The 26,495-nt window shown below is 62.2% G+C and carries 27 protein-coding genes and 1 pseudogene; 5 read left to right on the top strand and 23 right to left on the bottom strand.

Annotated features, from left to right (window positions below; all coding sequences use genetic code 11):
* Positions 1-42: 42 nt before the first annotated feature.
* From E1261_RS06695 to E1261_RS06610, 17 genes are all read right to left on the bottom strand, one after another.
* Positions 43-465: a DoxX family protein gene (locus E1261_RS06695; RefSeq protein WP_132403512.1), complete on the bottom strand. Its 423-nt coding sequence runs from the start codon at positions 463-465 to the stop codon at positions 43-45.
* A gap of 100 nt (positions 466-565) precedes the next feature.
* Positions 566-1,411, bottom strand: a complete 846-nt coding sequence (locus E1261_RS06690) for an ABC transporter permease (RefSeq protein ID WP_132403510.1) — start codon at positions 1,409-1,411, stop codon at positions 566-568.
* The gene (locus E1261_RS06685; RefSeq protein ID WP_132403507.1) at positions 1,408-2,373 is read right to left on the bottom strand and encodes an ATP-binding cassette domain-containing protein; all 966 of its coding nucleotides are present in this window, start codon (positions 2,371-2,373) and stop codon (positions 1,408-1,410) included. The genes E1261_RS06690 and E1261_RS06685 overlap by 4 nt, the downstream gene beginning before the upstream one ends.
* A gap of 104 nt (positions 2,374-2,477) precedes the next feature.
* Positions 2,478-3,071: a PadR family transcriptional regulator gene (locus E1261_RS06680; RefSeq protein WP_132403504.1), complete on the bottom strand. Its 594-nt coding sequence runs from the start codon at positions 3,069-3,071 to the stop codon at positions 2,478-2,480.
* A gap of 267 nt (positions 3,072-3,338) precedes the next feature.
* A complete protein-coding gene (locus tag E1261_RS06670; RefSeq protein WP_132403501.1) occupies positions 3,339-4,130 on the bottom strand; it encodes a phosphotransferase in 792 nt (263 codons plus the stop codon).
* 29 nt (positions 4,131-4,159) lie between these two features.
* Positions 4,160-4,834, bottom strand: coding sequence for a pentapeptide repeat-containing protein (locus E1261_RS06665; protein WP_132403498.1), 675 nt, complete (start codon positions 4,832-4,834; stop codon positions 4,160-4,162).
* A gap of 87 nt (positions 4,835-4,921) precedes the next feature.
* Positions 4,922-6,133, bottom strand: coding sequence for a methyltransferase, FxLD system (gene fxlM, locus E1261_RS06660; protein ID WP_132403495.1), 1,212 nt, complete (start codon positions 6,131-6,133; stop codon positions 4,922-4,924).
* Positions 6,134-6,373: 240 nt separating this feature from the next.
* On the bottom strand, positions 6,374-6,796 hold the full coding sequence (locus E1261_RS06655; protein ID WP_132403492.1) for an antitoxin YezG family protein: 423 nt from the start codon (positions 6,794-6,796) through the stop codon (positions 6,374-6,376).
* On the bottom strand, positions 6,793-7,443 hold the full coding sequence (locus E1261_RS06650) for a DNA/RNA non-specific endonuclease (RefSeq protein WP_238176048.1): 651 nt from the start codon (positions 7,441-7,443) through the stop codon (positions 6,793-6,795). The genes E1261_RS06655 and E1261_RS06650 overlap by 4 nt, the downstream gene beginning before the upstream one ends.
* 259 nt (positions 7,444-7,702) lie before the next feature.
* Positions 7,703-7,963, bottom strand: coding sequence for a hypothetical protein (locus E1261_RS06645; RefSeq protein ID WP_132403486.1), 261 nt, complete (start codon positions 7,961-7,963; stop codon positions 7,703-7,705).
* Between the two features lie 140 nt (positions 7,964-8,103).
* Complete coding sequence (locus tag E1261_RS06640) at positions 8,104-8,322, bottom strand: hypothetical protein (protein WP_132403483.1); 219 nt, start codon at positions 8,320-8,322, stop codon at positions 8,104-8,106.
* Positions 8,323-8,335: 13 nt separating this feature from the next.
* On the bottom strand, positions 8,336-9,538 hold the full coding sequence (gene tgmC / locus E1261_RS06635) for an ATP-grasp peptide maturase system methyltransferase (protein WP_238176047.1): 1,203 nt from the start codon (positions 9,536-9,538) through the stop codon (positions 8,336-8,338).
* Positions 9,535-10,509 (bottom strand): ATP-grasp ribosomal peptide maturase, encoded by a 975-nt coding sequence (gene tgmB, locus E1261_RS06630; protein WP_132403477.1) that lies wholly within the window; start codon positions 10,507-10,509, stop codon positions 9,535-9,537. Before tgmB ends, tgmC begins: the two co-directional genes overlap by 4 nt.
* Complete coding sequence (gene tgmA / locus E1261_RS06625; protein ID WP_132403474.1) at positions 10,509-10,778, bottom strand: putative ATP-grasp-modified RiPP; 270 nt, start codon at positions 10,776-10,778, stop codon at positions 10,509-10,511. Before tgmA ends, tgmB begins: the two co-directional genes overlap by 1 nt.
* A 101-nt stretch (positions 10,779-10,879) precedes the next feature.
* Complete coding sequence (locus tag E1261_RS06620; RefSeq protein WP_132403471.1) at positions 10,880-11,233, bottom strand: hypothetical protein; 354 nt, start codon at positions 11,231-11,233, stop codon at positions 10,880-10,882.
* A gap of 73 nt (positions 11,234-11,306) precedes the next feature.
* Positions 11,307-12,443 carry a transcriptional regulator gene (locus E1261_RS06615; protein WP_132403468.1) on the bottom strand — a complete coding sequence of 379 codons (1,137 nt, stop codon included), beginning with the start codon at positions 12,441-12,443 and terminating at the stop codon, positions 11,307-11,309.
* The gene (locus E1261_RS06610; protein ID WP_132403465.1) at positions 12,427-13,866 is read right to left on the bottom strand and encodes a helix-turn-helix domain-containing protein; all 1,440 of its coding nucleotides are present in this window, start codon (positions 13,864-13,866) and stop codon (positions 12,427-12,429) included. Before E1261_RS06610 ends, E1261_RS06615 begins: the two co-directional genes overlap by 17 nt.
* A gap of 653 nt (positions 13,867-14,519) precedes the next feature.
* Between E1261_RS06610 and E1261_RS06605 the strand changes: the two genes are divergently transcribed.
* Positions 14,520-15,788 (top strand): DNA cytosine methyltransferase, encoded by a 1,269-nt coding sequence (locus E1261_RS06605; RefSeq protein WP_238176046.1) that lies wholly within the window; start codon positions 14,520-14,522, stop codon positions 15,786-15,788.
* Here E1261_RS06605 and E1261_RS06600 read toward each other — a convergent pair.
* From E1261_RS06600 to E1261_RS06590, 3 genes are read right to left on the bottom strand one after another with little or no spacing between them, the layout of a single operon-like run.
* Positions 15,785-16,270 carry a very short patch repair endonuclease gene (locus E1261_RS06600; protein WP_132403462.1) on the bottom strand — a complete coding sequence of 162 codons (486 nt, stop codon included), beginning with the start codon at positions 16,268-16,270 and terminating at the stop codon, positions 15,785-15,787. The genes E1261_RS06605 and E1261_RS06600 overlap by 4 nt on opposite strands.
* Positions 16,267-17,280, bottom strand: coding sequence for a NaeI family type II restriction endonuclease (locus E1261_RS06595; RefSeq protein WP_132403459.1), 1,014 nt, complete (start codon positions 17,278-17,280; stop codon positions 16,267-16,269). Before E1261_RS06595 ends, E1261_RS06600 begins: the two co-directional genes overlap by 4 nt.
* Positions 17,277-18,221, bottom strand: coding sequence for a NaeI family type II restriction endonuclease (locus E1261_RS06590; protein WP_132403456.1), 945 nt, complete (start codon positions 18,219-18,221; stop codon positions 17,277-17,279). Before E1261_RS06590 ends, E1261_RS06595 begins: the two co-directional genes overlap by 4 nt.
* Before the next feature lie 488 nt (positions 18,222-18,709).
* On the opposite strand from E1261_RS06590, the gene E1261_RS06585 reads away from it, so the two are divergent.
* On the top strand, positions 18,710-19,915 hold the full coding sequence (locus tag E1261_RS06585) for a restriction endonuclease (RefSeq protein ID WP_132403453.1): 1,206 nt from the start codon (positions 18,710-18,712) through the stop codon (positions 19,913-19,915).
* Positions 19,916-19,976: 61 nt separating this feature from the next.
* Here E1261_RS06585 and E1261_RS47070 read toward each other — a convergent pair.
* Positions 19,977-20,536: pseudogene (locus tag E1261_RS47070) on the bottom strand (IS1634 family transposase); the annotation flags it as partial.
* A gap of 110 nt (positions 20,537-20,646) precedes the next feature.
* Here E1261_RS47070 and E1261_RS06580 point away from each other — a divergent pair.
* Complete coding sequence (locus E1261_RS06580) at positions 20,647-22,572, top strand: ATP-binding protein (protein ID WP_132403451.1); 1,926 nt, start codon at positions 20,647-20,649, stop codon at positions 22,570-22,572.
* Positions 22,569-23,819: a PP_RS20740 family protein gene (locus E1261_RS06575; RefSeq protein WP_132403448.1), complete on the top strand. Its 1,251-nt coding sequence runs from the start codon at positions 22,569-22,571 to the stop codon at positions 23,817-23,819. Before E1261_RS06580 ends, E1261_RS06575 begins: the two co-directional genes overlap by 4 nt.
* 218 nt (positions 23,820-24,037) lie before the next feature.
* Here E1261_RS06575 and E1261_RS06570 read toward each other — a convergent pair whose 3' ends face one another.
* The gene (locus tag E1261_RS06570; protein WP_132403445.1) at positions 24,038-24,793 is read right to left on the bottom strand and encodes a DUF429 domain-containing protein; all 756 of its coding nucleotides are present in this window, start codon (positions 24,791-24,793) and stop codon (positions 24,038-24,040) included.
* A 21-nt stretch (positions 24,794-24,814) separates the two neighbouring features.
* Positions 24,815-25,978: a hypothetical protein gene (locus E1261_RS06565; RefSeq protein ID WP_132403442.1), complete on the bottom strand. Its 1,164-nt coding sequence runs from the start codon at positions 25,976-25,978 to the stop codon at positions 24,815-24,817.
* An 89-nt stretch (positions 25,979-26,067) separates the two neighbouring features.
* On the opposite strand from E1261_RS06565, the gene E1261_RS06560 reads away from it, so the two are divergent.
* The coding region (locus tag E1261_RS06560) for a CYTH domain-containing protein (RefSeq protein WP_132403439.1) at positions 26,068-26,495 on the top strand (428 nt) is incomplete at its 3' end.

The raw sequence follows: 26,495 nt of genomic DNA, 5'->3' as shown, positions 1-26,495 counted from the left end.
GGCCATCTCGTTCATCTCACATCTCCGTTCGAGAGGTTTGTCTCATCGCCTGAGCAGCGTGCCGACGACGGCCACGGTGCGCGACCACCGCGCCCTTGCGATCACGGCCGCCACGACGAGAAGGGCGAGCGCCAGCCAAGGGCTCTTATCGAGCACGAATTGATCCGTGATGACAGCACCGGTCAGCAATGCCGCCAACCCGAGACTGGCCAGGCCCGCCAGAGCCGGGATCAGAAGTCCAACCCCTCCCGAGACCTCCAGCGCTCCGACCAGGTACCGGAGCCACTGGCCAGCCCCGATGTCGGCGAACATGTCCACCATGACCGGGTCGCCGGCGAGCTTCGAGATTCCGCCGCCGGCGATTGTCGCCGCCAGCGCGACGTGCAGAATCCAGACCCCGATGCTGATCGCCCGCCCGGGCGTGTGCGCAACGGTTTCCGAGTTGTTCTTGGGGATGGTGCTCATTCGACTCTCCTTGTCGTGTCCGGGCCTGGTACCGGTGATGGCGTTGGCCGAGTGGGCCGGGTTGTCGGAGTTGATCTCGACCCAGTGCTCGTAGCGGCATCTACTTCTTGTTGCGGTAGAGGACCATGGTGATGGGACCGAACACCGCGACGAGAAGTACGGACGAGACGAGCACCCAGCCGATTTCCCCGGCCGGCACCGAGCCGTGCATCAGGCCGCGTACCACGGTCGCCAGGTGGGTGATCGGGTTGACCTCGACGACCGCCTGAAGCCATCCGGGCATCGTCTTCGGGTCCACGAAGATGTTGCTCACGAACGTCAGCGGGAACATCAGCATCATGCTGACTCCCGCCACCGAGTTCGGCGTGCGCAGGATCAGGCTGAGCATCGTCCACAGCCACGACAGGCAGAACGAGAACACCAGCAGCAGCTCCACCGAGAGCACCACCCCGACGGCGCCACCCACTGGCCGGAACCCTAGGACCAGTCCGAGCGTGATCACGATCGCCGACCCGATCGAGTAGCGCACCAGATCGCCGAGCAGGGCGCCGACCAGCGGCGACGGTCGCCACACCGGAAGTGACCTGAACCTGTCGAACACCCCCTTCTGGATGTCGGTGTTCAGCGTAATGCCGGTGTTCATGGTGATCATGACGTTCGCCTGCACCAGGATGCCGGGCAGCAGGAACTGCAGGTACTCCTGAGTCGACCCGGCGAGCGCGCCACCGAACAGGTAGGTGAACATCAGCGTGAACATGATCGGGAACATGGTCACGTCGACGAGCTGCTCCGGGACGTGTTTGATCTTCAGCAAAGCGCGCCAGCCGAATGTCAACGAGGTGAGCACCGGACCGGGGCGAGACGGCCGCTCGCCGGCCAACAGCACACTGCGCAGCGCGTCCTCGGTGACCGGCGCCGACGCCTGCTCTGCGGACGTGGCATTCATGCGGCATCCTCCTCGGGTGTCTTCTCGGCGGCGTGTCCGGTCAGGGCGAGGAACACCTCGTCCAGGCTCGGCTGACCGAGCGCGAACTCGGTGACGTCGATGCCGCTGCGGGACAGTTCGGCCAGGGAACGGGCGACCCGCTCGGGGTCGGAGATCCCCGCGGACAGTGCGACCGGGTCGGCGGAGAGCTCGATCGGCACGTCGAGAGCGGCGGCGAGGACCCGCTCGGCCTCGGCCCGCTGCTCGGGGCCACGGAGGCGTACGTGCAGCGAGCCGGCGCCGACCGATGCCTTGAGCTGGCCGCTGGAGCCCTCGGCGATGACCTTGCCGTGGTCGATCACCGCGATGCGGTCCGCCAGTTGGTCGGCCTCGTCGAGGTACTGCGTGGTCAGCAACACGGTCGTGCCTTCGGCGACCAAACCCCTGACGATCTCCCACACCTGGTTCCTACTGCGCGGGTCGAGCCCGGTGGTCGGCTCGTCGAGGAAGATCAGTTCCGGGGGGACGACCAGGCTCGCTGCGATGTCGATGCGCCGGCGCATCCCGCCGGAGTACTTCTTCACCTGCCGGTCGGCGGCATCGGCGAGGCCAAACGCGTCGAGCAGGTCGGCCGCTCGCCGCCTGGCCCGCGGGCGCGAGTAGCCGAGCAGCCTGGCGAGCAGCAAAAGGTTCTCCACCCCGGTGAGGTCCTCATCGACCGACGCGAACTGCCCGGTAAGGCTCACCCTGCTCCGCACCGAATGCGCATCACGCACGACGTCGTAGCCGAGCACTTGCGCCTCTCCGGCGTCGGGGCGCAGGAGCGTGGCCAGCATGCGGATCATGGTGGTCTTGCCCGCCCCGTTCGGACCGAGCACGCCGTACACGCCCCCGGCGCTCACGGCCAGATCCACACCGGCGACCGCGTGGGTCTTGCCGAAGCTCTTCTTCAACCCTCTCGTCTCGATCGCGAGCTTTCCCATCGGTTCGATTCCTTCTCTCGGTGTTGCGAACGGATTGGTCGAGCACTAGTCAAGTTTGGCTACTTGGCCAGAGTGCACGAGGAGGAACGTCTAGTCAAGTTTGGTTAGAAGCGCATCTTGAGGTGATCGGGGACCGTTCGCCACGAACCCGGATCATCGGCCATGGTGTAGGCGCCCTCAGCCAGTCGTTTGCTCAGCCTCTTCGCCCACTCCAGTTCGGTGCGTGCGTGTCCCGCCCACAGTTCGGCCTGATCGCGGACGTGCTCGGGGGTGTCCCCATTGGAGTGCTCCCACCACTTGGCCTGCTCTACGAGCTCCGCTTCCAGGCGCGCGACCCGCTCGTTGACGTGCGCGATGGCATCTGTCCTGGTCAGCATGGGCAACATGGCGATGGCCGCGTTGAGCATGGCCGGGTCGTGGGTGCGCCGCAGACCGTCGCGGACCAGATCGACTATCTCGTCACGTGCCCGAGCTGTCGCGCGGTACAGAACGCGCTCCGGCCCGGAATTGCCCGGCTCGGCGTGTTCGGTGAGGAGGCCATCAGCCGCCGCCTTCTTCAGCGCGTGATAAATCGAGCCGGACTTGATCTTGGCCCAACTCTCCACACCCCAGCTCTGCAGTTCGTACCGCACCTGGTAGCCATGCGCGCCGCCGGAGAGGTGCACGACACCGAGTACCAGGAGCTTCGTCGCCGACATGCGCCCACCTTCCGCTCAATCTGCTCGGACTCGCTCCGCTTGCGCGCCCGCCAGGGTGTGGTGCCAACTCCCACCAACACTAGGGTGCCCTCCTGGTCCGGGTGGTGTCAGCCTGACCCACAAACGGTGCTGGTGGAGACCTCCAAAGCCAAGCTCGACTGACGCGATGCCCAGATGCAGTCGCCGGGTGTCGTCAATCAGCCGCTCGCCTTGGACTTTCCATAAGGTGGATTCGTCGCCACCGTCAGTCGTCACCCGAGGGTCCGTTCACAGTTGCTCGATGACAGTCTGGCCGAGATGCCGAACTGGCAAAGCCAGGTCCGTCAGTTCTCCGCCGTCGGCGAACCGGAGGTAGCGCACTGCCGCTGCCAGTATCGCGACGTGTCCAGCGGGTGTGTCCAGGAAGCGCGTCAGGGTACGCCGGATCCGTCCGGCGCTGCTCGGATACATCAACGTTGCGCAGAGCAGGCTGGCAGCGTCGTACCCGGCCGGGGTCTTGCCCCACATCTCCCAGTCGAGGATGACAAGCTGCGGAGCAGTGAGGTTGGCCCAGTGAAGATCGCAGTGTGCTGTGGTCCAGGGCACCGCACCCACGTCAACGTCGATGCCGAAGAACGCTCGAATGCCGTTGCTCACATGGGCTGCGTCCACACCGCTGGCAGGAAGCGGGTGGGCTGCGAGTGCTTGCAATGCCCGGTCGAGATCAGTGAGCCACTGATCGGACAGAACTGGCTTTTCGGTAGGCGTCATGCCGGCTGAGATGGCTGCGTCGGCAACAAAGGTGCTGATCTCACCGCGCATTCTGCGGCCCTCGTCCTCCCACTCACTCCACCGTTTGACCGACGGTTTGGGGACGCCATGGATCTCGTTGGCGGCTACGTTGCTGCCGAAGTAGTCCCCATCTCCCCAGTCGGGGTCGTCGTACACCACTCGGAGCCACGCGTCTTCGCCTGCATCGAGGACGCGGCTGCCAACGGAGTGAAAGCGCGACGTGTGAACAGGTGCTTCCAAGAGCTCAACGCCGAACTGGCGAGCGGCCCAGTCCAGGTGCCTCTCCATCCAGTCCCGTCGCTGCTGGTCATTGTGAGTCACTGACTGCCCCGGTCGGGATAGTGCAGCTCGAGTTCGGATACAAGAGCCTCGGCAACCTCTTGCCGCTGCATAGGATCGATCAAGATGCCGTTCAGGTAGCCGGCACCCCGGACGGTTGACAGGTCGGTGCCGCGAAAATCGAAGTTGGTATAGGTGCCGCCGTCGAACTCAACGTCGTCCAGCGTGCAGCGCGACATGTGACCGCCCGGGAGGTCCGACCGCCTGAAGGTGACGTCCTTGAACCGGGTATCGATGAAGACGATCGGAGCGGTCGCCTGGATCGAGTCGAAGGTCGCAAACTCGATCCGGCAATTCTGAAAGACCACGTTTGCCCACTTGTTCTCAACGAAGTTGGCGCCGAGGAGCTTGCAGTTGCGGAACACCACTCGGGACAGCGCGCAGTCCATCCAATCGCTCGATGCAAGCACGCAGCGTTCGATCACCACGGACTGGAGCGCCACCTGATCGAAGGTCGCACGTTCAGCCTCGACCTGCGACACCCGGCCGCCGAGTAGCCTCCGCTCCTCTACCGCCAGATAGCGGAGCGAGCGTGGACCGTAGGTGAAGTCCGCCAACGCTCCGGAGCCTGCCAGCCCGTCGACATTGCGTAGTTCGGCATCGTCGATATGTGGCGTCAGCACCTTCGCCAGCCCGTACTCTTCAGTCTCCATCGATACCCGTTCGTCGCAGATTCGGCAGGAAGCGATGCCTACCAGTTGCAGTGAAGCCTCCCATGCAAGGCCGGCGCGGCTGGATGCTCACGACACGGTGACGACTAGTCGTGATGCAGTCTTCTCGATCGTCTGGTGGGTCATTGCCTGGTCGAAGGAATGCGCCGACCTAGCCGTCGCGGCGAGGTATACCCGGACGGTGGGCCGGGCGTTGCGGTCGTGGTTCCAGGCCTCGATCTCATGGCAGAGCTGTCCAGCGAGGTGTCTGCCGTTCGGCCCGTGGCCGATGGCGCCGAGCTCGAACGTGCCCTCTTCGATCTTCCTGAAGACGAGGTAGGCCAGGCTGTCGTCTTCGGCCAACGCAGGGCTGCGGATCGGGATTGCAGGCGTGCACAGCCCGGCGTCAACAGCAGCGCGGTCGGCGGAGATACGACAGATGCGGCTGTCGCGACCGGTTATGCGTAGCCAGATGCTGTCAAAGGGATCCTGTGGCCCAACGAGAACCTTGGACCAAATGGTCTCCTTGGACTGGTCAAGAACACCGCTCAGTTTTGTCGCGTCGATCGTCTGATCGGCGTCCCAGTACAGGGTGACCAAGTCCTCGGAGTCGATGGCCCCGCTGCGCTCACCTTCCTGCCCGATCATGGGGACGAAGCCACACAGCTCCATCGAGTCCGACACCAGTGCATCGCCGTCTCGGACGAATGCGACGCTGCGGGTCTGGCCTCGCCAGCGCAGCGGCACGACCAGGCGGCCGTCGGGAGCCAGTTGTTCCCAGAATGCTGGCGTCAGGTCCCACGCGCCAACAGTGAAGATGATGCGGTCGTACGGCGCGTTCTCGGCAGCCCCGAGCGATCCGTCGCGAGTGATGACGTTGACGTGATCATTACCAGTCTCGTCGAGTCCACGTCGAGCACCGGCTGTGACCTCAGGATCGATATCGACAGTCGTGACTGCACCACCAGGACCAGTGAGCTGCGTCAGAAGGGCCGCGTTGTAGCCGGTTCCGGCTCCGATTTCGAGGATGCGGTTGCCGGGCTCGACCTGTAGCTGATCAAGCATCATGGCAACGATCGTGGGCGCGGAAGCGCAGCTCAGCGGTGAACCGTCGCTCGCACTTTTGGTGATGACCGCGATGTCGGCATACGCGTCTTCGATGCTGGCCTCGGGTACGAACTCGTGCCGCGGAACGATCCGCATCGCCTCTTCAACAGCCGGAGTGCTGGCATGGCCGACGGCTTTAACTCGGTCGACCATGGCCGTGCGCAGGGGCTTGGCCGCGTCGGTGATGGTACTCATTGCTTCCTTCGTGATACCGAGGTGGGGGAGAGCGGTGGAGGGCTGATCGTAGTTGGCCGCACCGACAGATTCGGATGAATGCAACCCGATCAGGACACCCCCTCGCCCAGACTGCGTGAGAGCGAAGCGACCTCGGTTATGGCACGCGCGCCAGCCGCGGCCTCGAGGTACGCCGCTGACCGCTGAGTCGAACATCAGCAGGTGCTTGCGCGTGGGCGTAGGTGGATTCTGTTCAGTCTTTCAGACCTTGGCTTTGGCTGGGTGCCAGTCAGGGAGCCTGTCGGGAGATCTTGGGAACCGTTCTTGATCATCTGCGAGCATCTCGGCCGTGGCGTCGCCATCTAGAGGCGGGTTGTCGTAGTCGAAGTCCGCCTCGAAATTGCCTGCCGAATCGACTGTGAACCTTGCGCCGTACCAGGTCCCCTTTCCTGGCTGGTACATGATCTCGCGGAGCTCTTCGACTGCCTCTTCGCCAGCGTCGTCAATGGTCTCCGAGTCGACGACGCTTCCGTCGCTCGTCTTTGCTTCCAGGCCAGACTCCATCATCGAGTGAACAGCACTCACGACGAGAGTGAGTTCCTTCCACTCGTCGGGGGCAGAAGCGACCATCGACCGACCGATGGTATTGAGTAGCTCGGTGTTCCTGTCGAGGGACATCATCATTCCTCTTCTGCTTTAGGTACGTTCCGTATCCGGAGTCTGAGGCGCTTGGCGCTGCCGATCCTGTGGTAAACGATGATGATATCGGGGCGGTGCCGGCGCTCGCCGTAGCTGAGATCGACCGACACTTCGACCTGCTGGTTGTTCTCGATTGCCTTGCGCCACCTCTTCTCCAGTACGGCGTACTGCCCAAGGGTGACCTTGGTTGCTTCCATCGGAACCAGATTCAGGCTGCCGATAGGGCCTCTGAAGATGCGAGCAAAGATGTGACCTGCGTGATCTCCGGGGAGCTTGCCGACCAGCTTGCGCTGTGCGGTGGTGTCGCGCGGATGATCAAGATCGAGGACGTCCAGGATCGCGCTGGCGCGGATGACGCGTCCCATCTCGTCAGTCTCGAACGTGAACTTGTTGTCGATCCGAATCGTCGAGTTCGGTATCGGTTTCTTCAACGACTTCTTGTAGTCCGGATTGGTAGTGGACAGTTCGATGACCTCGCCTGGCCGGGCAGGCTCTGACGCGTCCGTTGGCTTGATCCGCGCCTGTTCGTCGGCAGGACGGGATCTTTCCTTCAGGCCAGAGAGATCGAGTTGTAGACCACGGCGGTCGGGGTCATCCGTCGGCTGGCTGTGAGGGCCGCTGCCGTTCACCATAGCCAGCGCCCAATCTCGGGCTTTGGCAGGAGTCATCGCGGCTAGGTGCGCTGCCTCGTCGCAGCAACGTGCAGCAGCATCGAGCTGGAGCGCAGCTGTTCTCGCCGCCGGGTTCCCATGCGAGAGATCGGCAATGAATGATGCTTGCTCACGACAACGAACGGCTAGCCGCTGGAGATGACCCACGATCTGTGGGACTTGGTCGAGGGACTCGACGAGACTCAGGGCAACACGCTGCAGATCCGATGGCACAGGTCGCCTAGATCTGATCGGCGTACGTGCGGCAGCCGCTTGAGGCGACCTCCAGCGCCTGCACGGCATGATCAAGGGCTTTGCCGGCTGCGTCGAGCAGTGCCGAGATGTCGCGGTCGGTACCGGTCGCAGTACCGGCGATCAGTGCCTGTACGTGAGCGCTGCTCTGCGTGAACTTTGTCTTGAAGCCAGCGAGGCCTCCGGCCGCCGTCCTGGCATCATTTGAGACTTGGTGGAGTTGGGCTTTCAGCAGCTGTATCTCGGACATGTGGGACCTCACTGTCGGATGATTCGTTGTCGTGGGCTTCCGCGGGTGGTCCCTCACGGGCTCAGGGAAGGGACGAGTGGTGCCGGAACGCGCACGTGCTGCGATCGGCCCGCTGCCGAGTAGATGCTGGGTCCGTCAGATCAGGGAGGATCAAGAATCATGACCTGCGCACCCGTCACACGCCCGAACATGCCCTTGATGTCCTGTGATGCGCCGAGAACGGCGAAGTGCAGCACACTGCGGAGCACGACCGCCGTGACGTTGTGTCGAGTGACCGATTCGACGAGCGCGCGAAGGCACTCCAATCGAGCCAGCGAGCGGCCGATCGCAGTCAGCAATGCGAGCGCTTCACCGATCATGCGTAGCGACCTTCTACCCGGTCGAGCTCCCACCGATCGTCCTGGTCGGAAGTTCGCCCGTCCAGCCGGCGACGTCTATCACCTGGCGATCTGGAGTTACTCTGATTCGGAAGGTGTCCAAGTTCGGTTGTCCGGAGGCATGCCACTTTGCCAGCGCCTCCTCAACCTTGTCCCACAGCTGCACCGGACCTCCTTGTTGCACCGCCCAATTGCCAGGCTCACCCGCGAAGTGCGCGTAGGAGGAGTCATCCTGGACGACTAGGTGTTCGGCCGCGCCATCGTCGGCGATGAGTTGCAGGTACTGAGCGTCGGGTGCGGCGAGCTGTGCGATCATCTGCGCCGCTCCGTACGAGCTGATGACATCGGGGCCAAAAGCCGTCGACCGCAATGGTGCTTTGTCGTCAAGCACTGGGATAGTCGCAGGCTGGGAAGCGTGAGCGCGGGCAGGCATGAAGCTCACGTAGCCAGGCAAGAAGCGGCCTTCGGCGGTGCCGGTGCCGGTGACTGTCAGCTTGGCCAGACCGGTACCACCGAGCCAACCGGAAAGCGTCACAAGGATCACGGTGCCTCGACGAGACTGCTCTATCCATGCCGGAGGAACACTCCGTAGAGCGCACGTCGCGATGATCCGGTCGTATGGAGCGCCATCAGGTACGCCGTTGAGGCCGTCTCCTGCGATCAGATGAGGGTGGTAGTCAACTCTTTCCAAGGACTGCCGTGCCTTGGCTGCGATGCTGGGATCGACCTCAATCGACGTGATGTTCTTGTCGCCGAGCCGGTAACACCCCAACGCGGTGGAGTAGCCGGTGCCTGTGCCGACTTCGAGTACCCGATCGCCGTCGCGGGCATCGAGGTCTTCCCACATCTGCACCACCAGGCTGGGCAGTGTCGACGACGACGTCGGGGTTCCGTTCACGCCCGACGTGACGTCAAACGGTGCTAGGTGGCCATCGAGCTGCGTAACGTGCGAGCTGTCGGTATATGCGAGCTCCAGCCATCGCCGTACGCCTGATCGCTGTGGGTCGGTCGGCTCCCAGAGTGTCGGTCCGGCCCCGTCCTCAACTCTGGTGAAGAACTCCTGCACGAACTCATGGCGCGGGACATTCGCGATGGCCTCGAGCCACTGCGGTGAACGAACCTTTCCCTCATCTGCGATCTGCTGCGCAAGCCGATGGCGAAGCATAGCCGCGTCCTGGTCGACGCTCTCCGGTGTCACAGTCTTCCCTCCAGGGCATCGGCGAAGGCGGCCGCCATAGGTAGGCCGGTCGGTGGTTCCATCCATGCCCACTGACCATTCGGGTTGCACTCCAGAAAATGCGGCGTACCGTGCCGGTCCACGGCGAAATCGAAACAGCCGAACTTGAGGCCGAACTCTTTCAGGTAGGCCTGCAGCTTCGGAACCATTCGCGCCGGCGGCTCCATCACCTTGTACGACAACGCATCGTAGTCAGCACGCCAATCCAGCAGCCGAGCGGCCGACTCGATTCGCACGCAGAACACCCGATCGCCTACGACGGTGATACGCAGGTCAGCGACCTTGTCCACTACCTCGGCCTGGAACAAGTGAGCGGTGCCCGCGACGGTCTCGTCGATCTCGTCTGGTTCGACCCGTTGTGTCCAAAGGCCCAGGGGCCTGCCGTTGCGTAGCAGGTCGGTCAACCGCAATGGCTTGTAGACCACCGGAGCATGTTCTTGCACGAACGCACGCGTCGCGGCCAGGTCGGATGTGATCAGCGTCGCCGGGACTTCGAAGCCGAGTCGGACAGCCGCGGACAGCTGGCCTGGTTTGTACTCGGCAACCCAGTTGCAGTGCGGGTGATTGACGTATCGGCAATCCAAGCCTGCCAGAACCCCACCGAAGCCCTCCTTCGCCTGAACAGCTGCGAAGTCCTGATCCTGCTTGCTGAGACCTGGAAACTTGTAGGGGCTCGGTCGCCGCCAATAGACCGCTCGGACCCCAGCCAGATCTACAAGTCGGCTGGGAGTTCGCAGTTCGCCGCGCCACTGGCCGGTGGCTGTGTTCAGCGCACCTGCCAGAACGACATCATGCGGGAAGTCTCCGGGGTCGACCCTCACGACCTGGCAAAGACCACGGCGGTTCACCTCAGCGATGACGAGATCCGCTGTGGGGTCATCGACCTCAGTAACGATCAGTACGGCGGGTCGATCGTCGGTCGGCCCGGGCATCAGTCGCGGTCGCCGTCATGGCCAGTGTCGCTATCGGGGGCCGGGCTGCCGCTGCCATCTCGGCTCGTACCTGTCCTAGGGCTGGTATTCGTGGCCGAGCCGTGCTTGCCGGCCTCGATCGGATCAATTAGAGAACCATCGACATCGCGATAGCGAGCAGTCTGAGTGTCTGGATCGAGTTCGGCGCTGGCGTACGGCAGCTCGACCATCCTCGAGAGCTCGCTGACCCGGGTCAGTCCCCATGGCGTCACTGCTGTTTTGGTTGTCATAGTGCCCACTTTCGTGAGTGTCGATGATCAGTTGGAGCAGATTGGAAGGCTGGCGCAGGACGGACTGGTCTCACGGCCCGCGCCAGCCGGTTTGGGGCCTCTCAAGATCTCGGACGAGAATCTTGTGCGACGAGGACGTGGATGCCCTGGGTCTGGAAATCACGCCTGACTTCGAGGGGATTGCCGAAGCCGGCGAAGTGCAGGAGGCTCGGGATGATCAAGACGGGTTGGTCAGCGCCAATGAGAGCGCCGATGCACTCGACGAGCTGATCGGAGGCTCGGTCGAGCTCCTCTTCGTAGATCGCGTCCACGGTCAATTCCTGGGACGCAGCGCAGTCCAGGATCGAGCGACGCAACTCATCAACTTCAGAGCTGGTCATCAGGAAGGCTTTCCTGAGATAGCCGCACACTGCACGGGTGCCGACGGCTAAGGTGATCCGCTCGTTGTTTTCCACATGGCCATTGAAAGGCAGTGGACGACCAGGTCTCCAACAACTGCTTGTTGTACAACTACCAGTTGTAGCGCAGTCAGCCTAGGCGGTGATCCCATGCAAGTTGGAGGACCGCTGCGCCTGCAGCTTGCATCGGCTGATGGCGTACGAACTCGTCGACAACCTCGCCTGTGAAGGGCTGTGGTGCGAGTACTCGTCCCTCATCGTTGGCTTCGACGACCTTGCCGAAGAGCTCGTCGAAGAGCGGGGAGTTGATGGAGACCACGGTCAACAGGTCCGTCGCGAAGGTCAGGGGATCGACTCCCAGGCCAACGCAGGATGCCTGTACCGATCCGTCGTCAAGCCCGGCCGAGAGACGAGCGGCAAAGGGCCACTCGTCGTAGCTGATTGGTTTGACGCTACTTCCATAGTCTTCGGACTCGCCGAGCAGTTCCTCGGACAGTTCGCGGACAACATTGCGCCACAGCGAAAAATCATGTTGCTCGTTCCACGACGCGGCTGCGCTCGGCTGGAAGATGCCCACGGGCACGACCTGGTAGAGCCCACCGGCGTGGCCGACCTTGGCAGGATCGCGCCAATGCAGGAAGAAAGTGGAGTCACCGGTGTCCTCGTCACGGCGGATGGTCAGCGTGCTGATCGCGATATTGACCGGCCGGCTCGTTGCGTCCCAAGGATCGCCGATGGCTGACCGCAGGCTCGCTGGCTTGGCCGGCGCCAGGCGCTGCGCAGCATACTCATGGGCCGAAGCCTCGCCGGTGTTGATGCTGTCGAAGTAGGTACCTCGCCCCATGCGAAGGAAGGGGGTCGCGGTAGTCAGATCAGCGCTGATCAATCGATAGGTTGACCGATTCTCGAAGACCGCTGGTGGTGCGAGGTCGGCGATGGTTTCTGCATAGGATCCATAATGACTTCCGTCGATGCGGAGTGGTATGGATCCGTGAGCGACGGACTCGCGTCCGGTAGTTCCAGTGAAATCCGCTGCGGAATCGAACTCGAGCGCGACCGAGGTCAGCGGGATCGGCTTCGCCGGGATCCACGATTCAGGTGCGAGCAGTGGAGTCCCGGCGACTCGGCGATCCGGGGCATATCCATCGGCGGCATCGATGGCCAACTGGTGCCGGTTGTCGACGAGATACCGACGCTCGTCAAACCACCTCCGGCGGCTCTCGGCGACCTTATCGGACTCGCTATTTGCGCTAGGCGATGAGTTCATGACGGTGCTCCCATGCCAGGGCCAGAACCGCGGCCCCTGGCGACGCCATGGGTTCGGATTCCAGCATGCGGTCTACTGATTGCTGAGTGAACGGTATGCCGTCGGCGCCGCGGCCGTCGCCGATCCCGACTATCTCACCCTCGTCGTTGAAGCGAACCGCCCGACCGAAGGCTCGGGTGAAGGTGTCATCGTCGATGACAACCACCGTGAGAATCGTCGCTGCCAGCGTCAAGGCATCCAGACCCATGCCAACCACAAATGCGGTCAGGGCACCCGAAGCCTTTGCGTCGCTCAGGACCTGGTACAGCGGCCAGTTCGCGTAATCGATGGGATCGCTGCGACTTCCATCGTGTTCAGGTTCGCCGAGTAACTCCTCGGCGTACTCACGCACGATGTTCCGCCAGATTGAGAAATCGTTCCTGCGGTCCCACAGAGCAACCGTCGACGGCTGGAACTCACCCGCCGGGATCACGTCGTACACCCCGGCCGCAGTCGCCACCTTGGCCGGGTCGCGCCAGTGCAGGAGGTACGACGGCTCGGCTGGATAGCGCCGTAGCCGGATCGTCAACGTGGTGATGGCCGGGATGACTGACCGACGCGCTAGGTCGAACGGATCACCAATCAGCTCGCGGAATGGCAACTGGCCGCCGAGCATGGAGACGTCTTCTGGAATGCCTCCCGCGCAAGCGATCGCCATCTCATGACCTAGCGCCTCCGATACATCGAGCTTGTCGAAGTAGGCGCCCAGCCCAAACTTGAGCATCCGCTGCGCTAGAGAGCCTCCAAGCAGCCGATAGCTCGGCCGTGACTCAAAGAGCGTCGGTGGGTCGAGGTGCCGGACCGCCGACGTATAGGTATCGAAGGCTGTGTCAGGAGTCCGCAGCGGACGCACGTGAAGAGTCTGCGGTTCCCTGCCAGTCACACATCCAGCCCGGACGGTCTCGTCCAGCTGCAACTTAATCGACTCTACGTCGATCAACTCATCGGGGAGCCAACCGTCTCCGGCAATGAGGGGTGTCCTCGGCAGGCGGTGCTCAGCGGAGTACAGCCTGGCAGCGCACTTCGCGAGTTCGGAGCGATGCTGGTTGAGCCATTTGCGCTGAGCTCGCCACTGCCCGCGGCTAATGGCCACTGCTCTCGCCAACTCGTCCCCGGTGCCCCTGGCGGCGGTTCCGTCGGAAAGTCCGAGGCTGGCTGCCGGGATCCCAAGCTCCTCGGCGAAGCGCCGCCGATGTTCCAGCGACACCTTTCGCGTGCCGCTTTCCACCTGACTCAGAAACTGCTGAGTGAAGCCCATCGTCTCGGAGAGCGACACCTGGCTGAGACGCCGTGCCAAGCGATACTCGCGAACGACCGAGCCGACGTCATCGCCTGCCGAACCATCCGGCGACCGCCTAAGCCAAGCCTCCGATGAGCCGGTCATCTACCGTCGCTTCCCTCCGCCGACGCTGCGAGGCCAGGGTAACCCAGTCCCACTCACCGAACAGGATGCCGACGTGCCGATCGCTTGAGGCCCGAGCGACAGTCGGCTCCCGGGCGCGGGAGCGAGCGGCGTCGGGCTTCCTCGATGTCTTCTTGGGCGCCGATGGGTTGCTGCAAGGAGAGACGAACAGCGAGTTCAGTGGCAGGCGTGCCAATTGACAGTGCTTAGTCACGCTCTCGCCTTGTTCAGCGTTCCGCTAGGACACACAGTCTGAGCTTCCTACATTGGTAGTGGCAGACATCAGCCCCTGCCCCGCTCGACGGCAATCTGCGACCGAGCTGTTGAAGCGGAGCAAGCCGACCCAAGGCCGGTTACATCTAGGTGGGATTCGTGTGCAGGCCAAGAGTGCTCGGCCGCACTCGGACAGTAGTAGTCGGCCGGCCACCGGCAGGGCGCCGCAGACTGAAGGCACGGAGCAGCTAGGCTCTGCCTGTTCGGTCCCCTGACAGAGCGGATTTCTCCCGGCATGATGTGCGCCGCGACGCACCAGTTGAACGCTTCCCCGCGATCTGCTGCGCAGCGGTCCTGGGTATCCGCACCTAGCTGTCAGGGCGATTTGACCCTCAGCAAAGAGGATCACTACACTCGAACAAATGTTCGATATGCGGGGAGGTCTCGTGAGCCGGTTGCGAGTAGTTGAGATTTGCGCAGGAGCGGGTGGTCAGGCGCTTGGTCTTGAACAGGCTGGCTTCGAGCATTGGCTTGCGGTCGAGCTAGACCCCACAGCAGCGGACACGCTGAGATTCAATCGCCCCGAATGGGATGTCCGTACAGGCGACGTTGCTGATGAAGCGGTGTGGGATCCCAAGGAGTTCCACGGCGCCGACTTGCTGGCGGGTGGCGTTCCGTGCCCTCCGTTCTCAATCGCCGGTAAGCAGCTTGGCGCGAATGATGAACGTGACTTGTTCGCCTGGGCAGTAGAACTCTGCGGTGTTATCCAGCCTCGTGCTTTGATGCTTGAGAACGTTCGCGGACTCTCTGCTCCGCGGTTCTCGGCCTATCGGCAGCATGTTCTTGATCGCCTTCAGGAGCTGGGCTACGTCGCAGACTGGCGATTGCTTCAGGCGTCAGACTTCGGTGTCGCGCAACTGCGCCCGCGTTTCGTCCTTGTCGCGCTCCGCGAGGAGTATGCGCAGTACTTCAGTTGGCCAGAGGCAGCCCCGAATCAGCCGACGGTTGGTGAGGTGCTTCGTGACCTCATGGAAGCGAATGGCTGGGACGCGGATGAGTGGGTTCGGACGGCCAACAAGGTTGGGCCCACAATCGTGGGCGGATCGAAAAAGCACGGAGGGGCCGATCTCGGGCCAACTCGTGCGAAGCGGGCTTGGGCTGAGATGGGTGTCGACGGCATGGGCGTCGCCAATGAAGCACCCTCGGCGGAAATGCCCTCGGCTTTCAAGCCGAAGCTCACGGTAGAGATGGTCGCGCGCCTCCAGGGCTGGGACGACGAGACGCGGTGGACCTTCACAGGCAAGAAGACTTCCCGCTATCGCCAGGTCGGCAACGCCTTCCCGCCGCCCGTGGCGAGAGCCATTGGCGTTCAAATTGCCGCGGCGCTAAATCAAGACGGCGAGCCGCGGCTCAAGGCCGAGTCCGTGACGCACGACGAGGTCTACCGCGCCCTGCGCACTGCTGATCAGCCGCTCACGATCACGGAGATCCAGGAGCGCATCGAGGACGCACTGACCGCAGATGAGATCAAGATCCGCGTGAAGCACCTGAAGCGTGACTTCGATGTGCAGGAAGGCGAAAACGCAGACGGCGAGCCAACCTACAAACTCGGCACGTTCAGGGCCTTCGTCGGCCAGGACGAGCACATCCGTCATGAATACCTGGCGCAGAGGCGCTCCAAGGTGAGTTAGCGGTGGGGGCTCGCGTCCAGCACGCGAATCACCGTGGCGAGAGCAGCTTCGAGCTCTTCATGTTCCCAGATACGCACGACCGTCCAGCCATCCTGCTGCAGGGCAGCATCCGCGAGCCTGTCCCGCTCGACGTTGCGCTGCAGCTTCGGGGACCAGTAGCCCGAGTTCACCGACGGCTGTCGTCCGTGCTCCGGACAGCAGTGCCAAAAACATCCATCGACAAATACGGCGACCCGGCGGGCAGTGAACACCACGTCTGGCCGAACCCTCCGTATCGCCGTATAGATACTCAGATCCTTCCGGAATCGGTACCCGCGTCGATGTAGCGCTGACCGAAGCTCGACTTCGGGCTTCGTATTCGTACGCCGGATCGCCTGCATGTTCCGCGACCGCCCGGGCGTTGTCGGCGTCTCGCCGTACGACGTGGGTCGCGGACGCGGTGGCGCTTCTGGCGATGTCCGTGCTTGCGCCTGGCGGCTCATATCAGCCGACCGTTATCCGACGCCTCGGGGACAATGGGCTTCGCCTGTTTGGTGCTGGGCAACTTGGGCGCCGGCTCGTGGCAGGTCTCGTCCTTCCGAGCAAGGCGCCAGTGCTGACCGTCCAGCTCGGTCGTCCAAGGATCAGCCTCTGCAGCCGGAACTACGCGAAGACTAACTACCTCGCCAGGTTCCGGAATCACAGCGCCCAATTCCCGGGCCACCTGTCGGTGGACTTCGTAGTCGCCGCCAGGGATGAGGTGTCCAGTCTTCCGGAGAGTCGTTCGAGCACCGTGGCCGTTGTCTCTCAGCCGCGCCATGTAGTCGTCCTGCTGGGCGACCGTCGCGATGGTGTTCCGCCCAATGCGCGTCTCAGTGACGCGGGTCAGGAGCTCGTTCACCCGCTTCTGGCCACTCTTTGGTGCGAAGACAGCCTCGATCGTGGTCGCGTCCAGCCCTAGCAAGATGTTGGGAGGAAGGCTGGCAGCTATGTGGAGCCACGCGATCTGTTTCCGGCCCCGCCCGTTCAAGGTCGACTTGGCGTCACGATTCTGTCCCGTGTTGCGGTTCGCGTCGCTCGCCCGCACAACTCCCAGGCTCCAGGTGCCCCGCGCATCGTCTGCTGTCGCCACTAACAGCAGTTGCCCGAAGCACTCAGGCGGCAGCATCCAGCCGCCGTCGCGCTGCGAGTACTTGCAGTCGACATGGTGACCACGAACCTTGTAGTCGAGTGGATCGCTGTCGGCAGGCTCGTCGATGACGTCGTCAAAGGCCTTCCGGATGTTGATCTCGAGGAGCGTTCCGAAGTGCGTCTTCTCCGTCTTGAACAGCTGATCCCACCGATATCGCCCGGTGTGCTGCCCGTCGTACAGCTGATCGAACGTCGACCGGAAGATTGCGGCCATCCGTTTCCCGTCTGGGTCAGCCGCTCTGAACGCGGTCAGCACCTCGTCGCGCGCAGCGTCCGGCTCCGGCTCGTTGAAGGGCATATCGGGCAGCATTGCGTCACTCACGGCACACGAGGATAGACCGTGCTGATTCTCCTCGGGACAACGGGAGCACTGACGACGGGATCCTCCAGTTCCGCTGGACGCCACCACGTTCCGCTGATCTCAGCGCCGGTTCCAACCTCGGCTGGGACAACGCGGCAGACGATGAACTGTCCTTTCGTGGGTCTTGGTAAACCTAGAGCAGCCGCCACAAGCGGGTCGTTGTCCTGGTGGCCTAGGACGAGCAGTCCTTCGGGGCGAAGGTTGTCGCGAGCGCCCTTGTTGGCACGCATTCGCTTCAGGGGATCGACTAGTCCCCAGCCAATCGTTTCGACAGTGGTCCGTCGGAGAATGACCCTCTGGAGCTCGCGGCAAAGCTGGTCGAGGCGGGCCTGTCCAGAAGGTCCAGCGGAGTAGATGCGCTCGCGCTGGATTGGGTCCATCTGCAGGATTTGGTTTGGCTCCAGACCGGGATGGGAGTCCCATAGCCATCGCACCTGAGCAAGCCCTGTCTGTGTCAGCTTCCGCTTGGCGTCGCGATTCGTGGACTCGCGCAGGATCCCTGTCGATGCGCGGACCAAGCCGGCGCGCCAGATGCTCTGTAGATCGTTCGCCCAGACCACGAGACCGAGATGGCCCACCAGTTCAGGCCCGAACTCCCAGCCACCGATCTTCTGTGAGAACTTGCAGTCCACCTGGACTCCAGCAATCTGGTAGTCGGTGTCGTCCCCGTCTGCGAAGTCAAACTCCCGGTGGAGGTTGATCTCCACCAAGGTTCCCATGTACGTCTTTTCGGTCTTGTGGAGATCCGTGTAGCTCCACCGGCCTCGCCGACGGCCGTCGAGGAGCTGGTCGAGTGTTTCGCGCAGAACACGGGCCACCCTATCGCCGCTCGGATCGAGGCGCAGGAGCTCGGCCTCAACTGCGTCAATCTCTGGATCCACTATCGCCGCCGGCGGTGGCACTGACGGAACCTCCTCGACTCTTTGAGCTAGCTGTCAAATGCGCGCTGCGCCGATCACTGGCCGACTCGATGGCAGAGCGGTCGTCTGTCTCGAGCCGGAGCGGCTCCACGGATCATCCGGGGGATAGCTGGTGAGTGCTGGAGCAATCTATACGTTCACAGGGCTCAGGCTCCGCTGATCTGATCGATGATGCCGTCCACGCAGGCGGGGCATCCACCCGCGGTGCGTGCGGATTCGGCAACCGATAGCGGTGATCTGTGGTCAACCATCGGCCACGTCCAGGAGGCTCGTGGATACGCCGACGCTGCGAGGGTTTCTATGTGGTGGGACTTGCCCCTGCATGGAGCGGATGGCTATGACGACTCCAGACCGTCTGCGCGAGCTAGCTGAAGACTCCTCCCCAGGGCCAGGTGGACGGAATAACGTTCGGTCGTCGCCCTGGCTAAGGTGATCCCAGCGGTTGGCCTCGCGCAGGATAGCCTGCGCTCGTGAATGACGGTCCAATCTTTCCGTTCGTGGGTCTCGAGACAGCGGATCTGATCGTCGATGCGGTCTACGCCGGCGGTACAGCCGGCTCTGCCGCGGACGATGCGTTGGCGCGGCTTCTGCCGGTTGGAAATCAAGGCGGATTCAGGCCAAAGGGCTCGGTGCGTTCAGAATCGGTGCGCCTTGTTGCGTTGTACACGTCGGGGGCTGAGGCCGACTGGCCCGATGTCCTCGACCCTCAGACAGGTGTCTTCACCTACTTTGGGGATAATCGCAAGCCGGGACGTGAGCTTCACCAGACGCAGCGCGAGGGAAATCGCCTCCTTCGGGATGTCTTCGCGCTCGGCCACGGTACGTCCGACGACCGGCGGCGAGTCCCGCCCTTCTTACTCTTCCATAGGGCGATGCCTGGCCGGAGCGTTGCCTTCATCGGGCTGCTGGTGCCAGGTGCGGAGACGCTGACAAGTGACGACGACTTGGTAGCGATCTGGCGCAGTACGGGCGGGCAACGGTTTCAGAACTACCGTGCGCGCTTCACTGTTCTTGACGTTGGCCACGTCTCGCGAGCGTGGATTAATGACGTGCTCGCGGGCAACGCCTACGAGAGCGTGCGCTGTCCGGCTCCATGGAAGTCGTGGGTCGATGAGCGGGTCTACGTGCCCTTGGAAGCGCCCGCCACCATGACGGTCAGGAGCAAGACCGAGCAGTTCCCCAGCGATCCAGGCGAACGAGGGATGCTTGCGGCGATTCGCGACTACTTCCGCGACCGTGAGCATGACTTCGAGTCAATCGCAGTCGATCTTTGGAGGCTCCTAGCTCCGGCCACGGGGAAATGCGATGTCACCCGGCCGAGCCGAGATGGTGGCCGAGACGCGGTAGGCGAGTACAGCCTCGGGCCACCATCCGATCAGATCACCATCGACTTCGCTCTCGAGGCCAAGTGCTACGGTGCGAGTACATCGGTCGGTGTCCGGGACATCGCACGCCTGATCTCCCGCATCCGGCATCGAGAATTCGGTGTCTTCGTCACCACGTCATATTTCGCCGCGCAGGCCTACACCGAGGTCCGCACCGATGGCCACCCGATCGTGCTGATCTGCGGTCAAGACATCGTCGACGTCCTGAAGGGGCAGGGGTACGCCGATGCCGCAGCCGTTCGCGCCTGGCTCGCCGCGAAGGCGGCGGCCCGGGCTGAGCCGGATATATAGTCGAGTCGTCATCAATGCGGTCGGGCGCTAACGACGACGGCCGGACAGTGTGCTGTGGCAAGGACATGTCGTGCAACACCAGGCTGCCGTCGCCGCTGGTAGGGCATGGTTGTGAAGCATCTGGTCGCGACAGGTCCCTTCCCGAGCGTGCGTTTGCGAGTCGACAGGCTCGCTGAGACTCGGCCCATTGTGGCCAGGACCTGGTCGATGTCGAGCAGACTGGTCGGCTCGACCATGCGTGCGATCACCAGGTCGCGGTAGTCCTCGTCGCCCACGATGTCGAAAGCCGAGTCTGGAGTAGACCCCAGCAACGGCGTCATGGAGCAGCCTTGATGATCCCTTGAGGACACGCGCACGCTGCACCATCTGCTGCGATAGCGGCGGACCGCGATGTCGGCGAACAGCCCGACCTGTGCCGGTGGCGAGAGCAGTTCGGCTTTCGGGACGGCCGGGGATGCCGAGGTCAAGGACTCCCTGACGATCATTAGCAGGCAGCCGGTTCGCTTCTTCGATGAGCAATCCGAGTTCGGCCTCGTCACGCGCCGACCCGATGTGACGAACGACCCGGCGCCGACTCGCGACCGACTCAACGATCTGCACCGCCGTGGCAACGACGATCAGTTCCGCCTAATAGCGGGCCTAGGAGACCTGCGCTCGGCGTACGAGTCGTATGCACTTCGCGCCTCGCCGGGCATACGCAGACCTGCACGTGCGCGACTAGTGTGGCTCACATGGCCGAAGGACATGAGGTCGCGGACTCCAAATTGGTGGCGCCGTCGCTGGCTAAACAGATCAGAGGTAGCCAGGGCGGCCATCAGGTCGTGCAGGCGAAGCTGACGACCGACGAAAAGGTCCTCGCAAGAGTCACGGACGGCATCTACCGTGAGCCGGCAAGTGCTCTTCGTGAGCTCGTTTCAAACGCGTATGACGCCGACGCGAGTGAAGTAGTGATCCAGACTGACCGCCCTCGGTTCTCAAGTATCACAGTTTCTGACGACGGCAATGGCATGAGTCCGGAGGTAGTTGCTCATTTAATCGAGCATATCGGAGGGAGTGCAAAGCGGTCAGAGGATGGTGCCGAACTAAAGGTCACTCAATCCGACAACCGCTTTCTAAGCCCGGGCGGTCGGCGGCTGATCGGCCGCATTGGCATCGGACTCTTCTCTGTGTCGCAACTCACTCACGCGTTTCAGATCATCACAAAGGTCAAGGACGATCCTTGGCGCACAGTGGCGTCAGTTCGTCTTCGTACCTACGATGACGAAACAAACGATATCGCCGACGGCAAGTACGAGGCTGGGTTGGTGTCAATCTGGCGCGTTGAAGCCAGTGACGTTGAATCCAGCGGCACCACGATCATACTTACTGACCTGCAGCGTCACGCAGTTAGGACCCTTTCTGACCAGGACCGTTGGGTGCGCGTTTCTCACGGGGAGGCACCTCCGGCATTCAATATCGGCCGCCTTGCTGCCGGAAGCCTGGTATTGGACGGCGCAAAAGGCTCGGTAGACAATCTCCCTTGGGGGCCTCAGGACACAGGCCTGGAGGCGTTTGAGAAACTCGTTGACCAGGTGTGGGCGCAGTTGACTGGTGTGAAGGTGAGGAACCCCTCGACGACGCATTTATTTGACAAGTATCTACAGACGGTCTGGGATATTGCGCTCGCTGCTCCTTTGCCCTATATCGGCGTCCACCCTTTGATGACCGGCAACGAGGATGCTATTCGCTATAAGCTGCCTTCCGATGCAAGGAAGGGCCCACGTGATGCGCGAGCAAAGCCTGAAAAGGTGAACGATGGGACGCTTGCGGATACATTGGGAGTGCCTTCAAATATCGGTGAAGGGTCACAGTCATTCCGGGTTTTCATTGACAATCTTGAATTACGCCGTCCGTTGCGCTTTCGAAGTCTTCCAGCGACGAGCCATGCACTGAAGATGCCGTCGATATTCGCTGGCCATGTGCGTGACGAATTCGAGGACCTTGAAACAGCCCGCAGTGGCGGGCCGCTCGAATTTACTGGCTATTTAATGTGGGCTCCGAAGATTGCTCCGACCGAACATAATGGTGTTCTAATTCGGGTCCATGGCGCAAGTGGCACATTATTTGACCGTGGCTTTCTGCAGTATAAAGTGGCGGAGATTGCACGCCTTCGCCAGTTGTCATGTGAGATCTTTGTGACCCAAGGCTTTGAATCCGCTTTGAATATCGACCGTGAGGGCTTCAATCAATCTCATCCTCATGCTCGGCGAGTTACTGCGTGGCTTCATTCTGCGATTGGGCGGTCAATTAACATGCAGAAGAGTCTCGCCAATGAAGTCCGGCGGGAGAATCGTAGCGCTGCGGCTGCAAGTACGGAATCGAAGATTCAACGTGTCGCTACAGCTGCGTGGCGCGCTAATCAACCCGATGGCGGTCTGCCCCCGCCAGTCACTTGGGGGCGAGGGGCGGATGACATCGAGGTAGACGCGATTCGGCTGGATCCGGAGGCGGTTCTCGGTGGAGCGCGGCGGCGCAGTGCTGCCGCGCTGGCTGAACAGCAGAGGCTGGCGGCGATCGCGCAGATCTTGGCCGCATTCGACGTGCTTGAATACCTGTCTGACGAGAAAGCTCAGGAGTTAATGCAGGCGCTTGCGAATGTCCTGAGGGCCGACTCATGACAAACGAGGACCTATGGGACGGTGAGGCTCAGGATGATGACCTGCCTGTCGAAGTGGGCGACGATTTCGACGAAGGGCTCCCATACGAGGAACCGGTCGGTCGGGAATTGCCTCCTCGGGAGTTTAAGGGCTGGCATCGACCGCGAAAACACAGGGTACGAACCTCTCAGTGGCTCGGCGCATTCAAAAGCCTGCTGCCCGCTCTCATCGCAGTAAAGCCTAATCGCGAGTCGGTCAACTACTTTGGCCTTCCTGGTAGTGACATGATTGACGTAACTATGTTTGCTGCGGAGTGTTCGAAACAAGGCGTTCCGCTGCGGTACCTCGGCCTCGACCGCTCGGCAGGTGAGGGGAGTGTTGAGGGAACATATCTCAATCTTGCACGGGAAGAACTCCGGCGCAGCGGGTTTGTGCACAGAGAAAGTGACGTGCTCCCGGACGACTTCGTGAGCCTTGCTGATGTTCGGTCGCCAGCCTATATTGCAGCGAAGGATCTGTCATTCGATATTGTCAATCTAGACTTTTGCGGCAGTGCGACCAATGATCCGGCCGGTGGTCGCGATAGCATGTATGCGGCTATCGGCGGTCTGCTGAAGATTCAGATGGCCAGAGATGAGCCGTGGGTTCTCTTGCTTACGGGGACATTTGACAGGACAGGGCAAAGTAAGGCAGGAGAGCTGAATGCGATCAGCCTTATCGACGCGCTGCGGCGAGGCGTCGAGGCCTGCGGTGATGAGTCGGTGAGTGTTGCGCGCACGGTGTTCGGTGCGTCTGACGCAATATTTCCCGACCCCGATTCCTGTAGTGATCAGACTTTCAATCACCTCCACGTCCTGGCGTTCCTGCGCTGGATTAGTGGCGTCGGCAAGCAGCATCGAACTGCGAAATATAGGCTCACTAGCGTTCACTCCTACCGCTTACATGCAGATCGACCCGCCCCAGACATGTTTAGTATCGCCGTTTTTGTTAAGCCTGAGCCTCCATATATCAGTGATCCTGCAAAGTTGCTGCCCCATGCTGTGGTCCCGGACGATTGTGCTGAGTTGCGTCAGCAGACTCGGCGCATGGATTCCGTGAAAGATGTGGATGAAGAGCTCCGGAATAGTGACAGCCTATTCGAGTCTTCTCGAGATGGCATGGCGGACATTCTTGGGAGCCGGTGGTATAGCAAGGTGGACTATCTTGACAGCGAGTTCAGTAGGCATATTGAGGCAGCTGCCAGTGGGGTAGCAGACGCTGCTGGATAAGCCCTGGGCCCGCTCCATCCAATGAGTCTTTGCTGTTCGTACCCATCAGTAAACACCGCGGTCGGTGCAATTCGTGGGCGGCTGGCTCAGGGATGTGAGACTCCGGGACCAGCTTCGTTGTGGAGGGCGGCGTACGAATGCCTGCTACGGCTCGAATGTCGTTGGCATCCCTTACGTCTGGTTGGCTCGCGTGGACTCCCTGGTGCGCCCGGACGGCCTCAGACTGAATCGTAGGCGTTGGCGATTTGCGTCGTTACCGGCGTCAGGATGTAGCCGGTCTTTAGGTCGCCCATCGCTCGGACGGCTGTTGGGTTGGCTACTGCGTAGGCCGCGATGTAGGCGCAGACTATGGCGTCGATGGAGTCTTCGATTCGGGTGAGGTCGACTTTTCGCTGGGCTTCGGCGGCTGCTTGCCTGATGCGGTGCGAATCGGGGCTGGCCTCGAGTAGTAGTGGTGGAGATGCGTGGCGAAGGTCTTCTAGGTGGTCGAGGAGGCGGAGCAGTTCATGTCGCAAGTGTTCTAGGTCGCGACCGGGCTTGTGCTTGTACTGCAGGATGCGTGGCAGGTCGAACAGTACGACGATCGCGGGGTGCGGGTAGACCTCCACCGCTCTGCGTTGGGATTGGTCTTGGGGGTTGACGGCGAGGCCGAGTTGGTCCGCGAGGCGGAGTGCGCGGGTCCCGTTGGCGAAGTGGGGTTTCGAGAGGTTTGCCGAGTGGCAGGAGGCGCCGTACTTGCCGAAGTGCCGGCTCACTAGGCTTTCGCAGGGGCGGTTGCCGGTGGGGTTGGTGACGATGATCGGTGCGTCGATGGCTACCAGGCAGGGGCCGGTGGTCCACGGACTCAGCCACTCGATGATCTCGCTGTCGGTCTTCCGTTGGGTGGCGGCGAGTAGCTGTCCGGTGGCGTTGAGGACTGCGAGACCGGTGATGTTGTTCTGGCCCCACGCGAGGTCGACTCCGACGTAATGCATAGGTCCTCCAGGTCAGGGCCCTCAGGCAAGTTGTCCCTGTTCGTTGATCGCAGAGACGGTGTCTGTTATCAGGGCTATCAGTTCGACCTCAAGAGCCACGACTGATGACGGATCGAAGGTTGCTCCTACGATCAGCTTGATCTTGGGTGGCTTGCCGTGCGGCAGGTCGAGAGCCGCCTTGCCATATTGCTCGATGCGTTCTTTGACGGATGGCCTGGCTGCCAGGCTTTCCTTGTCGTATCCCAAGGTGAGGTGGGACAGCCCGGACCAGTTGGAGGTGCTGTCCGGACGGAAGATCCAAGCGATTGACAGGGGCTCGGCTCGGTCCGGCGTGGGGAGTCGGATCGACGCGCCTCGCTTTCCCCACTCGAATCTGAGTCCGATTCCCTTGCATGCGTCGAAGATCCGCTGTAGCGCCAATCGGTATTCGTCGTCGGTGATGGAGTCGAGGAGCTCGGCCTCGCCTATCTGAGCGGACGGGCTGGTCGGCCGGCGCTCTGGCCGGGCAACGATCTGGCAGGCGTAGGCACTGATCACCGGCTGGCCAGGTTCGGCGGAGAGCGTCGATTGGTAGCGGATCAGCTCGGCGAGGTAGAAGGTTCCTCGCTTCATTGACTGGTTGAGGTACTTGACCGAGTTCTCCATCGATGTGGTGAAACGCTGTGCCACTGCGATGAAGTGGAAGTCACCGGTTTCCAGGGTCTCGGCGAGCCGGGTCCGGAACTGGCTGATGTCTGACTCGGACATGTCGGGCCAGATCCGTGCCCTGGCATCTTCGAGTGAGCGCGCGCCGGCCATCTTTGGGTCGGTGCAGTACCTGCTGGCGAGATAGCGCCGTACGACGGTGTTGTCGAACTCGTCGAGGGATTGCTCCCAGAGGTCGCTTCCGTAGTCGACGAGCTGAGCGAGTACGTGGCGGAAGTCGGGGTTCTGAGGTCCCGTCTTGAACTCGACCAAGAGGATGTCGCCGCTTCTGGCCAGGCCGACGAGGTCGATCCTTCCGGACGCGAGGCTGACCTCCTGGCCTACGACGAGCAGTGGACCGTCGAGTTCGAGATCCTCGATCGGCAACAGGCCGGGGGAGAGACGAAGTCGGTCGTGAAGGTTCTGTTCGTCCGGGGCGAGGATCTCTTCGAGCACGGCCTCGGAATTGTCTTCACGCAACACGACGAGCTTGCGGCCCACTGGTCCCTCCCCGGTTGGGATCGAACTGCGACGCTAGCGCCTAGGTCGACCAGGCAACAGCCCTCGCTGGCTGGGTGGGAGGAGACGGTATGGCGATTGAGTTCGAGGCGAAGGTGTTGGAGGTCGATCCCGATGCGCTGGCGAGCGAGATCGTTCGGTTGGGTGGGCGGCGGGTGGGGGAGCGGTTGATGCGGCGGTTTGTGTATGACATTGCGGATGGGGATGAGTCGCGGTGGGTTCGGTTGCGGGATACGGGGAGTGTGGTGACCTTGGCGGTTAAGGAGGTTGCGCATGACGGGATTGATGGGACGACGGAGACCGAGGTGGTGGTTGGGGACTTCGAGGCGACCAACGAGCTGCTCGGGAAGATGGGGTTTGTGGCGAAGTCTTATCAGGAGAATCGGCGGGTGAGTTTCGAGTTGATGGGGGCTGAGTTGGAGATCGACTCGTGGCCGCTGATTCCGCCGTACCTGGAGATTGAGGGGCGGTCGCGGGAGCACGTCGTACAGGTGGGGGC

Source organism: Kribbella albertanoniae, assembly GCF_004348455.1.
In the GTDB taxonomy this organism is placed as follows: Bacteria; Actinomycetota; Actinomycetes; order Propionibacteriales; family Kribbellaceae; genus Kribbella; species Kribbella albertanoniae.
Note: the sequence above shows the minus strand (reverse complement) of the source record. Positions and strands in the feature narration are given on the sequence as shown.

Coding starts and splice junctions, on each gene's coding strand:
- E1261_RS06640 (WP_132403483.1), bottom strand. CDS start 8,322: ATGATCGGTGAAGCGCTCGCATTGCTGACTGCGATCGGCCGCTCGCTG.
- E1261_RS06685 (WP_132403507.1), bottom strand. CDS start 2,373: ATGGGAAAGCTCGCGATCGAGACGAGAGGGTTGAAGAAGAGCTTCGGC.
- E1261_RS06650 (WP_238176048.1), bottom strand. CDS start 7,443: ATGGTGAACGGCAGCGGCCCTCACAGCCAGCCGACGGATGACCCCGAC.
- tgmB (WP_132403477.1), bottom strand. CDS start 10,509: ATGCCCGGGCCGACCGACGATCGACCCGCCGTACTGATCGTTACTGAG.
- fxlM (WP_132403495.1), bottom strand. CDS start 6,133: ATGAGTACCATCACCGACGCGGCCAAGCCCCTGCGCACGGCCATGGTC.
- E1261_RS06670 (WP_132403501.1), bottom strand. CDS start 4,130: ATGGAGAGGCACCTGGACTGGGCCGCTCGCCAGTTCGGCGTTGAGCTC.
- E1261_RS06690 (WP_132403510.1), bottom strand. CDS start 1,411: ATGAATGCCACGTCCGCAGAGCAGGCGTCGGCGCCGGTCACCGAGGAC.
- E1261_RS06610 (WP_132403465.1), bottom strand. CDS start 13,866: ATGACCGGCTCATCGGAGGCTTGGCTTAGGCGGTCGCCGGATGGTTCG.
- E1261_RS06605 (WP_238176046.1), top strand. CDS start 14,520: ATGTTCGATATGCGGGGAGGTCTCGTGAGCCGGTTGCGAGTAGTTGAG.
- E1261_RS06665 (WP_132403498.1), bottom strand. CDS start 4,834: ATGGAGACTGAAGAGTACGGGCTGGCGAAGGTGCTGACGCCACATATC.
- E1261_RS06655 (WP_132403492.1), bottom strand. CDS start 6,796: ATGATGATGTCCCTCGACAGGAACACCGAGCTACTCAATACCATCGGT.
- E1261_RS06600 (WP_132403462.1), bottom strand. CDS start 16,270: ATGAGCCGCCAGGCGCAAGCACGGACATCGCCAGAAGCGCCACCGCGT.
- E1261_RS06680 (WP_132403504.1), bottom strand. CDS start 3,071: ATGTCGGCGACGAAGCTCCTGGTACTCGGTGTCGTGCACCTCTCCGGC.
- E1261_RS06695 (WP_132403512.1), bottom strand. CDS start 465: ATGAGCACCATCCCCAAGAACAACTCGGAAACCGTTGCGCACACGCCC.
- E1261_RS06645 (WP_132403486.1), bottom strand. CDS start 7,963: ATGTCCGAGATACAGCTGCTGAAAGCCCAACTCCACCAAGTCTCAAAT.
- E1261_RS06570 (WP_132403445.1), bottom strand. CDS start 24,793: ATGCATTACGTCGGAGTCGACCTCGCGTGGGGCCAGAACAACATCACC.
- E1261_RS06580 (WP_132403451.1), top strand. CDS start 20,647: ATGGCCGAAGGACATGAGGTCGCGGACTCCAAATTGGTGGCGCCGTCG.
- E1261_RS06615 (WP_132403468.1), bottom strand. CDS start 12,443: ATGAACTCATCGCCTAGCGCAAATAGCGAGTCCGATAAGGTCGCCGAG.
- tgmA (WP_132403474.1), bottom strand. CDS start 10,778: ATGACAACCAAAACAGCAGTGACGCCATGGGGACTGACCCGGGTCAGC.
- E1261_RS06575 (WP_132403448.1), top strand. CDS start 22,569: ATGACAAACGAGGACCTATGGGACGGTGAGGCTCAGGATGATGACCTG.